Consider the following 12,982-nt stretch of genomic DNA (forward strand, 5'->3'; position numbering starts at 1 on the left):
GATCCCTGTGGGAGCGGGCTTGCCCGCGAAGGCGGTGTGTCAGTCCGTGAATCTATAACTGAACCACCGCTTTCGCAGGCAAGCCCGCTCCCACATGGGTTATGCATGGCCCACAAAATCAGCGCCTGGCGCAGATCCCCTGTGGGAGCGGGCTTGCCCGCGAAGGCGGCGTGTCAGTCAGTGAATCTATAACTGAACCACCGCTTTCGCAGGCAAGCCAGCTCCCACATTGGTTATGTATTGCCCACAGAATCAGAGCCCGGCACAGTGCGGATGCAAAAAAGCCCTGTCACAGGGACAGGGCTTTTTCTTGCAGCTTGTAGCTAAGCGCTGTTCTTAGAACACCACACCCTGGCTGCGCAGGTAGTCGTCATAGGTGCCGCTGAAGTCGATCACGCCGCTTGGGCTCAACTCGATGATGCGGGTGGCCAGGGACGATACGAACTCGCGGTCGTGGCTGACGAAGATCAGCGTGCCCGGGTAGTTCTCCAGCGCCAGGTTCAGCGCTTCGATGGATTCCATGTCCAAGTGGTTGGTCGGTTCGTCCATGATCAGCACGTTCGGCTTTTGCAGGATCAGCTTGCCGAACAGCATGCGCCCTTGTTCACCACCGGAGATCACTTTGACCGACTTCTGGATTTCGTCGTTGGAGAACAACATACGGCCCAGGGTGCCGCGAATCATTTGCTCGCCTTGGGTCCATTGGCCCATCCAGTCGAACAGGCTCACGTCGTCTTCGAAGTCGTGGGCGTGGTCCTGGGCGTAGTAGCCCAGCTCGGCGGCGTCGGTCCACTTGATGCTGCCGGCGTCCGGGGTCAGTTCGTTGACCAGGGTACGCAGCAGGGTGGTCTTGCCGATGCCGTTCGGGCCGATGATCGCCACGCGCTCGCCGGCTTCAACCTGGAAGCTGAAATCCTTGAACAGCGGCTTGCCGTCAAAACCTTTGGCCATTTTTTCGACCATGACCGCCTGGCGGTGCAGCTTTTTGTTCTGCTCGAAACGGATGAACGGGCTCACCCGGCTCGACGGCTTGACTTCGGCCAGCTGGATCTTGTCGATCGCCTTGGCACGGGACGTGGCCTGCTTGGCTTTCGAGGCGTTGGCCGAGAAGCGGCTGACGAAGGATTGCAGTTCGGAGATCTGCGCTTTCTTCTTGGCGTTGTCCGACAGCAATTGCTCGCGGGACTGGGTCGCCACGGTCATGTACTCGTCGTAGTTGCCCGGGAACAGGCGCAGCTCGCCGTAGTCCAGGTCAGCCATGTGGGTGCACACGCTGTTCAGGAAGTGACGGTCGTGAGAGATGATGATCATCAGGCTGGAGCGCTGGGTCAGGATGTTTTCCAGCCAGCGGATGGTGTTGATGTCCAAGTGGTTGGTCGGTTCGTCGAGCAACAGCACTTCCGGGTCGGAGAACAGCGCCTGGGCCAGCAATACGCGCAGCTTCCAGCCTGGGGACACTTCACTCATCGGGCCGAAATGCTGTTCCAGGGGAATGCCCAGGCCCAGCAGCAGTTCACCGGCGCGGGATTCGGCGGTGTAGCCGTCCATCTCGGCGAACTCGGTTTCCAGCTCGGCCACGGCCATGCCGTCTTCTTCGCTCATTTCCGGCAGCGAGTAGATGCGGTCGCGCTCGGCCTTGACCTTCCACAGCTCCTCGTGGCCCATGATCACGGTGTCGAGCACGGTGAATTCTTCGTAGGCGAACTGGTCCTGGCGCAGTTTACCCAGGCGCACATTCGGCTCGAGCATGACCTGGCCGCCGGACGGGTCGAGGTCGCCACCGAGGATTTTCATGAAGGTCGACTTGCCGCAACCGTTGGCACCGATCAAACCATAGCGGTTGCCGGCGCCGAACTTGACCGAGACGTTCTCGAAGAGCGGCTTGGCGCCGAACTGCATGGTGATGTTAGCTGTGGAGATCAATTACTTTACCTATCAATGGGTTGCGAGCGTGACGGCAGGTGCCTTCAGGCATGCGTCAACAGCGACATCAAGGCGCGAAACCCGGTCGCTGAACACAAAATTTTGGATGTGTGTTGGAATTTGGCGCGCATTGTCGCATATGTCAGGCGACAGTTGTATGGCGAGCGAAGGATGGTTTTGCCAAGGTCTCCGGCATGGCCAGCCACAGCAGCATCAAGGCAGCGGCCGCAACCGCCGCCAACGTCAGGAACGCCGCGTTGTAGCCAGCCTGCTGCACCACGAAACCGGCCAGGCTGCTACTGAGCGCCGCGCCGAGGCCAAATACGGTGGAGAGGGCGCCCAGGCTGACGTTGAAGCGCCCGGTGCCTTGGGTCAGGTCCTTGACGATCACTGGGAACAGGGCGCCGAAAATGCCGGCGCCGATACCGTCGAGCATCTGCACGGCCACCAGCCAGTAGGGGTCGCTGGACAGGGTATAGAGCACGCCACGCAGCGGCAGTATCAGGAAACCTGCAAGCAACAGCGGCTTGCGCCCCCAGACATCGGCCTTGAGCCCGACCAGCCAGGCCATCGGCACCATCACCAACTGCGCGGCGACAATGCAGGCTGACGTCAGCGGGGTGGCCATCTGCAGATTGATCTGCGCCAGTTTCTGGCTGACCAGCGGCAGCATTGCGGCGTTGGCCAGGTGAAACAGTGCGCAGCAGATGGCGAACAGGAGCAGTGGTTGGTTGGCCAGCAACGCTTTCAGGCCCGAGGGTTGTTCATGGTCGGTGTGATGGGCCGGATCGAAACCACGGGCGACCTCATGGTCAATCGCCTTGGCCGGCACGCAACTGACCGCAATGACACTGGCGACCGCCATAAGGGCCATCAGGTAGAACACCACCACCGGCCCGAACAGGTACGCCAACCCGCCGGCCAGCAACGCGGCCACGGCATTGCCAGCGTGGTTGAAGGTCTCGTTGCGCCCGGTACGCCGGGTGAAGGCGCGCGGCCCGGTGATCCCCAGCGAAATGGCGGAAATTGCCGGGGCAAAGACAGACGCAGCTACGGCGCTGGCAGCCTGGGTCAACGCCACCCAGCCAAATGAGCTGACGAAGGGCAGCATCAGGCAACTGCCCGTCACCAGCAGCGCGGCAATGGCAACCACCGCGCGTTTGCTGCGAGTGCGGTCGATCAGCGCACCTGCGGGGCCTTGGGTCAGCAGGGCAGCGATGCCTGCCAGGGTCATGACTACGCCAATGCTGGCCGGCTCCCATTGATGCACGGCCAGCAGATAGATTGCCAGGTACGGTCCGAGACCGTCGCGCACATCGGCGAGAAAGAAGTTCAGGCTGTCCAGGGATAAAGCGATGCGCAGGTCTGAATGACGGGCCACGGTGCTGACCTTCAAGAGCCGCGTTCAGGGGCTGAACGCGCGTTGGATTAGTGACCTGTGGGCTGGGTGATAAGTTTCGCGGTCGGGGAGGCTTTCCTCCTGCGTGCATTTAACTTACTTTCCAAAGCCCACTGTAATGAGTTTCTGGAGAAGCAATGGACATGCCCTCAGCGCAAGAGGCGATCGCCAGCAACAAAAATGCCTGGGATGAATCTGCCGGGTTGCACAAAGATACTCCGACCTGGACGGCACTGCTGGCCTCCGTCGCCGCGCCTGATTTTTCCTGCCTTGACCCGACCATCACCACCTTGCTGCAAGAGGCGGGTGTAATGGGCAAGGATGTGGTGCAGTTGTGCTGCAACAACGGGCGCGAAAGCCTATCGCTGTATGGCTTGGGCGCGCGTTCGGTGGTGGGGGTCGATCAATCCCGGGCGTTTCTTGAACAGGCGCGAGAATTGGCCGAGGTCTCGCCGCATAGCCCTGAGTTCATTGAGACCGATATCCACCATTTGCCGGAGCGTTTGCAGGCACGCTTCGATATTGCCCTGGTGACCATTGGCGTGCTGGGTTGGATGCCGGATGTGGCGCTGTTCATGCGCCAGGTTGCCAGTGTGCTGAAGCCCGGCGGCACGCTGGTCATGTACGAAACCCATCCCTTTCTCGAGGTGTTTGACCCCTGTGGGGCCAACCCGATGCAGCCTGCCAGTTCTTACTTTCAGCGCGAGCCCTTTGTACTGCAGGAGGCAATTGTCTATGAAGGGAAGGATGAACGGCCCGGGCCCACCTCCTATTGGTACGTACATACCCTGGGCAGCGTGGTCAGCGGGGCTATCGCAGCGCAGTTGCAGATCGCCCATTTGCAGGAATACCCGCATTGCAACCGGGAAGAACTTTACGAACAGTATGAGCATCAGGTCGCGCAAATGCCCCTGTGTTTTACCCTGACAGCGACCAAGCGTGATGGCTGATCAAGGTTTGCGCAGGCAAAAAAAGGCCCGCGAGGAGAGGGCGGGCCAAGGGATTCACTGGAGTAGGTAGGCTTCACCCTATAGGTCGAAAAGTGAAGGCCTTGTGAAAATGCCGTGATCAAATCGGATGACCAATGCCGTTTGGTGTAGGAGCGAGCTTGCTCGCGAAGAACGCTAACGATTACGCGTGTTGCCTGAATGAGACGCGGCGTCTGGGAGTTTTTCGCGAGCAAGCTCGCTCCTACAGAGGGGCATTCAAGAGCGCCGTACGAAGGTGCGCATGGTTTGCCCAGGGCCGGTGCTGAACACAGTGGGCCTGGGCATGCCTTCATCCGCTGCGATAAATACGAAATCATCGCCGTCGAGCCGGTAACTGGCGGGGAGCTGCTTGCCTGCGTCATCACCTATGTCGTCCGTCCAGGTAATGCTTTTGGGCGTGGTACGGGCGTCCAGCTCGAACCGACCCGCCAATAATAGTTCGCCACTGACCGTGGTCACTTCGAAGCGATCCCCTGCAATGGTCGTTATTGCGCCTGGCGCGCTGTGGGCATCCACGGGGTTGAGCACGCCATTGTCTTCAAGGGCTGTTTGTTCCCAAGTGCCTTGCAGTGCGTGAAAGTCCGAAGCGGAAAGGGGTGACATGCAAACTCCTTATTGCTGTTCAAAAAAATGTTCAATTGTAGTGAGGCTGACACTGTTCCACCTGTAGGCGAAATTTTTTTCTTTATAAGACAGGTATTTGACAGCTTTTTCATGTTGTATTGACTACGCTTGCAACCAGATCAGTCTGACATGGCTGTGTCATTTGGCTTACTCACCGAAATGAAACCGAAATAATCCCTAAGTTTGTGGGATATTTCAGGGGGCGGAGTGGTCACATCGCCATTGGTCTGCCGTATCCAGGGCGTTGTCCCTGATTTTTGAAGTCTTTTAGACTTCTGAGAATGATGGCCTTTTAGTATTATTTTAAGGTGTTCTTATTTTGAATCGTACTTCCCCGCTTCCGCCTTCCGCCGCGTCTGATGAAATTGATTTGTTTGAATTGTTTCACGCCATCTGGCGACAAAAAAAGCTGGTGGTCGGGTGTACGCTTCTGGCCGGGGTATTAGGCGCAGGTTATGCCTTCCTGGCACCCAAGACGTATGAAGTCAGCAGTGTGTTGCGGCCTGCTGCAATCAACGAGCTAGACGCCTTGAACCGTTCGGAAGTGTATAAGTTGCCGCCTGCCGATGCGTTGCTCAAAGTGGGCGCACAGCTGGACTCTTATGATGCGCGCCTGGGGTTCTTCAAGGACCATGAGGAGTTGTTCAAGGCGTTCAAGAAGCCGGGGCAAACCCTTGAGCAGAGCTTTGAGGCGTTCAACCGCAATTCGGTCAATCTGATTTTGCCCGATCCGAAGAAATCCGATTCGTTGAGCAGCTATATTCGTCTGGAGCTGCAATACCCGACCGACGTCGACGGTGTTGCGATTCTAAACGGTTTTGTGGACTACGCCATTGCCGCCGAGCGTCAGCAGGTGGGTGCTGACCTGAAGGTGATCGTCAATAACCGCTTGAGCGAGCTCAAGGGCAAGATCGACGCCGCCCGCGCCAACTACGATACCGATAAAGAATCGAAAATCGCCAAGCTGCTGGAAGCCGACCGGCTCAAGCGTGCCCAACTGCAGGATGAGCTCAGCGCTTTGCGCTTGCAGATGAAGATGGAACGCACCAACCGCCTGGCCGAGTTGGCCGAAGCCATCAGCATTGCCAAGTCCATGGGCATCCGTACACCGACAACGCCGTCCTCTATGGCCGACTCCACCCGCACGGGTTCGAGCCAGGTCATGCGTACCGAGGTGAACAACCAGAAGATCCCGCTGTATTTCATGGGGACCGAGGCGTTGGAAGCCGAGCGCGCTGCATTGCAGCAGCGTACCAGCGATGACTTTACCAACCCGCGCATTGCCGAGATCGGCAAAGAGCTGCAACTGCTGGAAAGCAACCGCGAGGTTGAGGTACTGCGCAAGCGTGGCAATGAAGACATCTTCTTGCAGGACGTCGAGCCGCTTCGCGCTGAAGTCGCCAGGTTGCGTGGTTTGAACATCGACATGAGCAACCTCAAGCTGGTGACGATTGACCGTCGAGCCCAGGAGCCTCTGTCACCGATCAAGCCGAAGAAGCCGCTGGTCATCGCGTTGAGCCTCGTCGGCGGCCTGTTGCTGGGCCTGATGATTGCGCTGATCCGCTACTTCGTTCGCAGCCGCGCTCAAGCCGTACCCTATACGGCATTAGGCGATCGCCGCGAGGGTAAAGATTCGCCGCTGTAACCCTGCAAACGCCTTCAAACAGGCAGGCTCAAGGGCCTGCCTGCTCCTACCCCCAGCACACTCAGTAGACAGCTTTTCACAATTCTTAGTTAACCTTTGGTTACAAAGTGTGGCTAAATAACTGCCAATGGTTGCACGCAGGCGGTTATCCCGCCGGCCGTGTCGCCTGTATGTGAATTGTGATTTCAGGTGCTGCTTATCCATCCTCGGCCGTTGTGGGCCCGCAGGAGCAGCCTGTTCTCTCCCTGACGTGTGACGAATCCCTTGAAACTCATCATTGTTGCTCTCTACGTTGCTTCCATTGCGTATGTACACCTGCGCGGTCGGGTGCGACACAAGCTGGGTCGCCAGCTTAGCGATCACTCGACGTTCCTGGCGCCGATCAACTGTTTCCTGTACCTGTTCTCCAAGCAGCCCAGCCGTCCCTTTCTCTCGCCCAGCGACTTCCCAGACCTGAGCCCATTGCAGGAGCACTGGGAAGAGATCCGCGAAGAAGGCCAGAACCTGATGCGGGCGGGGGAGATCAAGCGCTCGGAGCAATACAACGACGTAGGCTTCAACTCGTTTTTCAAGACCGGCTGGAAGCGTTTCTACCTCAAGTGGTACGGCGACAGTCACCCCTCGGCGATGAAGCTGTGCCCACGCACCACCGAGCTGGTGCAGAGCATCGGGTCGATCAAGGCGGCGATGTTCGCCGAGCTGCCTCCGGGCTCCAAGCTGGTGCGTCACCGTGACCCGTATGCAGGCTCCTACCGCTATCACCTGGGGCTGGATACGCCTAATGATCCAGGCTGCTATATCAACGTGGATGGTGAAAACTATTACTGGCGCGACGGTGAGCCGGTAATGTTTGACGAGACTTACATTCACTACGCGGAAAACACCACGCAACAGAACCGCATCATTCTGTTCTGCGACATCGAACGGCCGATGAAGTACCGCTGGGCGGCAGCGTTCAACCGTTGGTTCAGCCGCAATGTGATGGCCGCCGCGGGTTCGCCCAATGACGAGGGCGACAAGACCGGCGGCCTCAACCGTGCCTTCACTCGCCTGTACAAGATTCGCCTGCGTGGCAAAGAGCTTAAAAAGCGCAATCGCACGCGCTACTACCTGGAAAAGTGGGCGATCTTTGCCGGTCTGGCGCTGATCTTCATTCTTATCTGACCTGGCTCAGGGCGCGGATCACCCGGGTGGCTCCGCGCCCAGTTTGTCCCACATCTTTTTGCTGATCTTCTGCCGATTGGCATACCCCGCCCACGGGTCGTCCTTCAACGTTTGTAGCCGCTGATGCAGGTTCGCCACTGTCCACTGTTGGGCGCCGCGCAATCCTTTCAACTCCTCTCGACTCACCGGCACCGACACTGGCAAGCCTGGGCGTGCCCGCACTGAATACGCCGCCACGGTACTGGCGCCACGGGCGTTGCGCAGGTAATCGATAAAGATCTTGCCCACGCGGTTCTTGGGGCCGCTGGTGGCGGTAAAGCGTTCCGGCAGTTGCCGGGTCATGAATTGGGCAATGGCTTTGGCGAACGCCTTCACGGTGTCCCAGCCATCGCGCCGGGCCAACGGCACGATCAAATGCAGGCCCTTGCCGCCGCTGGTTTTAACGAAGGCTTGCAAGCCCAGTTCATCGAGTACCGACAGGGTCAGTTGGGCGGCTTCCAGCATGGCTTTCCAGGGCAGGGCCGGGTCCGGGTCGAGATCGAGAACAAACAGGTCAGGCGTTTCGATCTTGTCTGCGGTGGCGCCCCAGGTGTGAAACTCGACCGTGCCCATTTGCACGGCGCCGACCAGGGCATCCACGCTGTCTATTTCCATCAGGCGCGCATGACCTGGATCCAGCGCCGGGTCCAATTGCTTGATGTGCGGGATTGCCATGCGCTCTGAGTGCTTCTGGAAGAACTGCTCACCTTCAATACCTTCCGGCGCCCGCAACAATGACACGGCACGTCCACGCAGGAAGGGCAGTATCCATTCACTGATATCGGTGTAGAACTGCGCCAGTTGCTGTTTTTGCGTGCCGCTGTGCTTGTCGATAATGCGATCGGGGTGAGTGATTTTCACGTTCTTCACCGTTGCCTGGGCTTTACCGGCTTTCGATGCCCCGGATGCCTTGACCGACTTGGCCGCACGCGGCTGTTCGTGAATGATCTGCGAGGCTGGCTTGTCGGTACGCAGGCCCACAAACGCGGCCTGGCGCACCACGCCTTCACGGGTCCATTCGGCAAATTGCACCTCACCGACCAGGCTCGGCTCAACCCAGTGCACGCCACGGGCCTGGGCACTGGTCAGCGGCTTTTGCAGTGGCGAGTCCTTGCGCTCAAGCGGCGTGAGCTGGGCATAGATACTTTTCAGCGCCGCCTGATCAAAGCCCGTGCCCACGCGCCCGGCATAGACCAAGCCTGCCTCATCGTTGACCGCCAGCAGCAGCGCACCAAAGCCGCTGCGCGAACCTTGGGGGCGGGTGTAGCCAACGATCACGAATTCCTGGCGCAGGCGGCATTTGAGCTTGATCCAGTTGTCACTGCGCCGCGACACGTAAGGGCTGCCAGCACGCTTGCCGATTACCCCCTCCAGGGCCAGGTCACAGGCGCTTTCGAAAATATCGCGCTGGCTGGCGGCAAAGGCTTCGGAGAAGCGCAGCAGTTTGCTTCGGCTGCCAGACAGTGCGGATTTAAGCGCAGCGCGACGCTCTTCGACCGGGTCTTCGCGTTGGTCGCGACCGTTCAAGAACGGGGCATCGAACAGGTAATAGACGATGTCCAGGCTGCGGCCGATATCGAACGCGTTTTGCAGCGCCTGGAAATCCGGCAGCCCGTCGCCATTGAGGCTGACCACTTCGCCATCCAGCCAACTGTCTTTGAGCTTGAGCGTTTGCAAGGCTTTGCACTGACGCGGCAGGCGCTCGGTCCAGTCGTGGCCGTTGCGGGTGAACAGCCGTACTTCACCGTCGCGAATGCGCGCCATGATGCGGTAGCCATCGAACTTGATCTCGTAGCGCCAATCACCTTCGGGCGCCCGGTCCACCAGGGTTGCCAATTGAGGGGCGAACTCATCCGGCAGGGCAGCGGTACGCTTGGGCGCTTTGGCTTTTGGCGCGGCCTTGGGTTTGGCCTTGGCCGTGGCTTTTGGCTTACCCACTACCGCATCGCTGAGCACGCTGGCGGGTTCGGCCTCGACAATATCGAATTCAGAGGCCGGGCGCGCCTGCTGATCGTTTTCCTTGATCAACAGCCACTGCTCCTTGTCACCGCTGCCCTTGAGGCGGGTACGCACCAGCGCCCAGTCACCGGAGAGTTTTTCACCCACCAGGGTGAATTTGAGTTTACCCGCCGCGTAGGCTTTGCGCGGGTCATCGTGGGGTTGCCAGATGCCTCGGTCCCACACGATTACATCCCCCGCACCGTATTGGCCGGTGGGGATACTGCCCTCGAAACTGCCATAGCTCAGTGGGTGGTCTTCAACATGCACCGCCAGGCGTTTCTGGCTCGGGTCCAGGCTTGGGCCCTTGGGCACCGCCCAGCTCAACAGCACGCCATCAAGTTCCAGGCGAAAGTCGTAATGCAGGTTGCGCGCATCGTGCTTTTGAATCACAAAGCTTAGGGCCGAGGCTTTACGTTTGCTAGGTGAGCTGCCGGCGGGTTCGGCGGTGATCTTGAAATCACGCTTGCGGTTGTACTCGCTCAGGGGCTTTGCCATGTTGTTCTCCCGTCAATGGCAGGCTCAAGAGGCCTTGTTATTGGACTTTTTCGCGGGGCTCTTTTTCGCCGCAGGTTTACCCGCCAGGCTGCGTTTGAGCAGTTCTGTCAGGTCGATGACATCGGCGGACTTGCGCTCTTCGCCGCCTTCGGCGGTTTCCACGTCTTCGATCTTGCCGGCCTTGGCCTTTTTCGCTACCAGCGCCCGGATCTTGTCCTGGAAGCTGTCACGGTATTCATCGGGCTGCCAATCGGCGCTCATGTCTTCCACCAGGCGCTTGGCCATGTCCAATTCACCTTTGGCCAAGGTCGGCTTTGTCACATCGCTGCCCAGTTCCAGCTCATCCAAGCTGCGCACTTCGGCGGGCCAGCGCAGCATGACCAGCACCAGGGCCGACTCCAGCGGCATCAACGCAGCCAGGTGTTGCTTGGTATGCAGCACCACGTTGGCCAGCGCGACTTTGCCGGTTTTTTTCAGCGCTTCGCGCAGCAGTGCATAGACTTTGCCGCCGCGTTTATCCGGGGCGAGGAAGTAGGGCGTGTCGATGTTTTGCAGGGGGATCTGGTCGCTGGCGACGAAGGCGATGATTTCGATGGTCTGGGTGGACTTGGGGTGGGCCGAGCGAATTTCGTCTTCGCTGAGCACCACGTAGCGTCCTTTTTCAAACGCCACGCCCTTGACGATATTTTCCTTGGTGACTTCCTTGCCGGTGGTTTTGTTGATGCGCTTGTAGCCCACCGGGTCCATGCTGCGTTTGTCCAGCCAGTCAAAGTCGACGCCTTGTGAAGAGGTCGCCGAAACCAGCGATACCGGGATGTGAACCAAGCCAAAACTGATGGCGCCTTTCCAGATTGCCCGTGGCATAGGTGTGATTCCTCAACGAAGAGCCTGTGTGCTGGTGACTCGCAGCGCAGGGCAAAAGTTTCGGCGGATAGATGCTCGGACAGATCGTGTTACACCTGATGAGAAACTATTTAGTGTCACAACCCGAACCCACGGCGTAGCGTGTTATCGAAAGCACGTAGTACCTGGCAGAGAGAGGTTTGGCCATGAACCGTTGTGTACGTCATCTTGCAGCATTGGCGCTGGGCCTGGCCCTTGCGCCGTTGGCCCAGGCGCAAAACCTGCCGGGCCGCAGCAGCGACCACGGCCCTATTCACCGGGCCAACCCCAATAGCATGCAGGGCACCCAGCCCAATGCACCGGCGGTTCGCAGTATCCAGCCTGTCCCGGCCAACCCGCGGCCGACGCTGGAAAACGGCGGCATCGGCAACCGCTACCCCAAGCAGGAGGCGGCACCCAGCCGTCCGGCCACCGCACCCAAAGCGCCCACCTATGATGCCAACGGCAATCGCCGCTAAGGATTTCGCCTTATGTTTGTACGTAAAACCCTGCTAGCCGCCCTGTGCGCCACCGCGTTGCTGCCGTTGAGCGCGGTGTATGCCGCCGATAGCCAACAGTTCCCCAGCGAGCAAGGCAGCGTCACGGCCACGCCGGTTGCCAAGGGCCTGGACCATCCGTGGGCGCTGGCGTTTTTGCCCGACCAACAAGGTTTCCTGGTGACTGAACTGCCTGGAAACCTGCGCTTTGTCAGCCCCGACGGCAAGCTGTCTGCGCCCTTGAAGGGCGTGCCACAGGTTTGGGCCAAAGGGCAGGGCGGGTTGCTGGATGTGGTGCTGTCGCCAGACTTCAAGCAGGACCGGCTGGTGTACCTGTCGTACGCCGAAGGCGGTGGCGAGGGTGGCAAGGCCGGCACGGCCGTAGGGCGTGGGCGCCTGGCGGCCGACTTGAGCGGCTTGGAGGACTTCAAGGTGATTCTGCGCCAGGAGCCCAAGCTGTCTACCGGCAACCACTTCGGTTCGCGCTTGGCCTTTGACCGTGACGGCTACCTGTTCGTGACCCTGGGTGAGAACAACGACCGCCCCACGGCCCAGGACTTGGACAAGCTGCAAGGTAAAGTGGTGCGCATCTACCCGGATGGGCGGGTGCCAGATGACAACCCCTTTGTCGGTCAGCCTGGCGTGCGTCCTGAGATCTGGTCCTATGGGCAGCGTAACCCGCAAGGGCTGGCCTTGAACCCATGGAGCGGCACGATCTGGGAAAATGAACACGGGCCCCGTGGTGGTGATGAAGTCAATATCATCGAGCGCGGCAAGAACTACGGTTGGCCGCTGGCGACCCATGGCATCAACTATTCCCTGTTGCCGATTCCCGAAGCCAAGGGCAAAACGGCCGAGGGCACAGTGGCACCCCATCATGTGTGGGAGAAGTCGCCGGGCATCAGTGGCATGGCGTTCTATGACGGCGACCGGTTCAAGGCCTGGCAGCACAACCTGTTTATCGGTGCGCTGGTCAGCCAGGAGCTGATTCGCTTGCAGTTCGAGGGTGACAAGGTGGTTCACGAGGAACGCTTGCTGGGCGAATTGAAAGCGCGGATTCGCGATGTGCGACAGGGGCCGGATGGCTTTCTGTATGTGCTGACGGATGAGGATGATGGTGTGTTGTATCGGGTGGGGCTGAATCAGGATTAAACGTGTGGAAGGGGGCTGTTAGCAGACGCTGATCCAATTGATGCCCCGCGATCCAAATGTGTGAGCTGGATTGCGAAGGCATAGGTATCTACACAACTTGTGGGTTGTAACAGCAGACGGTAACCACGATGCGAAGCGAGTCGCCCTTGATCTTGATCTGCTCTTGATCTCA

General features: G+C 59.2%; 10 protein-coding genes. 5 read left to right on the forward strand and 5 right to left on the reverse strand.

The window, feature by feature from the left end; all coding sequences use genetic code 11:
• Positions 1-336 precede the first annotated feature (336 nt).
• Positions 337-1,923: an ABC-F family ATPase gene (locus A7K61_RS18245; RefSeq protein WP_003191057.1), complete on the reverse strand. Its 1,587-nt coding sequence runs from the start codon at positions 1,921-1,923 to the stop codon at positions 337-339.
• A 142-nt stretch (positions 1,924-2,065) separates the two neighbouring features.
• Positions 2,066-3,304, reverse strand: a complete 1,239-nt coding sequence (locus A7K61_RS18250; RefSeq protein ID WP_069558093.1) for an MFS transporter — start codon at positions 3,302-3,304, stop codon at positions 2,066-2,068.
• Positions 3,305-3,459: 155 nt separating this feature from the next.
• On the opposite strand from A7K61_RS18250, the gene A7K61_RS18255 reads away from it, so the two are divergent.
• A complete protein-coding gene (locus tag A7K61_RS18255) occupies positions 3,460-4,272 on the forward strand; it encodes a bifunctional 2-polyprenyl-6-hydroxyphenol methylase/3-demethylubiquinol 3-O-methyltransferase UbiG (protein WP_069558089.1) in 813 nt (270 codons plus the stop codon).
• A gap of 255 nt (positions 4,273-4,527) precedes the next feature.
• On the opposite strand, the gene A7K61_RS18260 is transcribed toward A7K61_RS18255, so the two are convergent.
• A complete protein-coding gene (locus A7K61_RS18260) occupies positions 4,528-4,914 on the reverse strand; it encodes a TIGR03067 domain-containing protein (protein ID WP_069558090.1) in 387 nt (128 codons plus the stop codon).
• A 340-nt stretch (positions 4,915-5,254) separates the two neighbouring features.
• Here A7K61_RS18260 and A7K61_RS18265 point away from each other — a divergent pair, with 340 nt between their 5' ends.
• Both A7K61_RS18265 and lpxO read left to right on the forward strand, forming a co-directional pair.
• Positions 5,255-6,580, forward strand: a complete 1,326-nt coding sequence (locus tag A7K61_RS18265; RefSeq protein WP_044273649.1) for a Wzz/FepE/Etk N-terminal domain-containing protein — start codon at positions 5,255-5,257, stop codon at positions 6,578-6,580.
• A gap of 264 nt (positions 6,581-6,844) precedes the next feature.
• On the forward strand, positions 6,845-7,744 hold the full coding sequence (lpxO, locus tag A7K61_RS18270) for a lipid A hydroxylase LpxO (protein ID WP_044273650.1): 900 nt from the start codon (positions 6,845-6,847) through the stop codon (positions 7,742-7,744).
• Between the two features lie 18 nt (positions 7,745-7,762).
• Here the strand turns inward: lpxO and ligD are convergent, their stop codons facing one another.
• Together ligD and A7K61_RS18280 are read right to left on the reverse strand one after the other, a co-directional pair.
• A complete protein-coding gene (gene ligD / locus A7K61_RS18275) occupies positions 7,763-10,279 on the reverse strand; it encodes a DNA ligase D (RefSeq protein ID WP_069558091.1) in 2,517 nt (838 codons plus the stop codon).
• A gap of 24 nt (positions 10,280-10,303) precedes the next feature.
• The gene (locus A7K61_RS18280; RefSeq protein WP_047710785.1) at positions 10,304-11,143 is read right to left on the reverse strand and encodes a Ku protein; all 840 of its coding nucleotides are present in this window, start codon (positions 11,141-11,143) and stop codon (positions 10,304-10,306) included.
• A gap of 185 nt (positions 11,144-11,328) precedes the next feature.
• Between A7K61_RS18280 and A7K61_RS18285 the strand changes: the two genes are divergently transcribed.
• Both A7K61_RS18285 and A7K61_RS18290 read left to right on the forward strand, forming a co-directional pair.
• Positions 11,329-11,640 (forward strand): hypothetical protein, encoded by a 312-nt coding sequence (locus A7K61_RS18285; protein ID WP_044273653.1) that lies wholly within the window; start codon positions 11,329-11,331, stop codon positions 11,638-11,640.
• Between the two features lie 12 nt (positions 11,641-11,652).
• Positions 11,653-12,810 (forward strand): PQQ-dependent sugar dehydrogenase, encoded by a 1,158-nt coding sequence (locus A7K61_RS18290; protein WP_069558092.1) that lies wholly within the window; start codon positions 11,653-11,655, stop codon positions 12,808-12,810.
• Positions 12,811-12,982: the final 172 nt, after the last annotated feature.

The organism is Pseudomonas sp. AP42, assembly GCF_001728935.1.
Lineage (GTDB): Bacteria > Pseudomonadota > Gammaproteobacteria > Pseudomonadales > Pseudomonadaceae > Aquipseudomonas > Aquipseudomonas lactis.

Excerpts from the sequence above, each read along its gene's own strand:
- A7K61_RS18290 (WP_069558092.1), top strand. The coding sequence starts at position 11,653 with ATGTTTGTACGTAAAACCCTGCTAGCCGCCCTGTGCGCCACCGCGTTG.
- A7K61_RS18260 (WP_069558090.1), bottom strand. The coding sequence starts at position 4,914 with ATGTCACCCCTTTCCGCTTCGGACTTTCACGCACTGCAAGGCACTTGG.
- A7K61_RS18255 (WP_069558089.1), top strand. The coding sequence starts at position 3,460 with ATGGACATGCCCTCAGCGCAAGAGGCGATCGCCAGCAACAAAAATGCC.
- ligD (WP_069558091.1), bottom strand. The coding sequence starts at position 10,279 with ATGGCAAAGCCCCTGAGCGAGTACAACCGCAAGCGTGATTTCAAGATC.
- A7K61_RS18285 (WP_044273653.1), top strand. The coding sequence starts at position 11,329 with ATGAACCGTTGTGTACGTCATCTTGCAGCATTGGCGCTGGGCCTGGCC.
- A7K61_RS18280 (WP_047710785.1), bottom strand. The coding sequence starts at position 11,143 with ATGCCACGGGCAATCTGGAAAGGCGCCATCAGTTTTGGCTTGGTTCAC.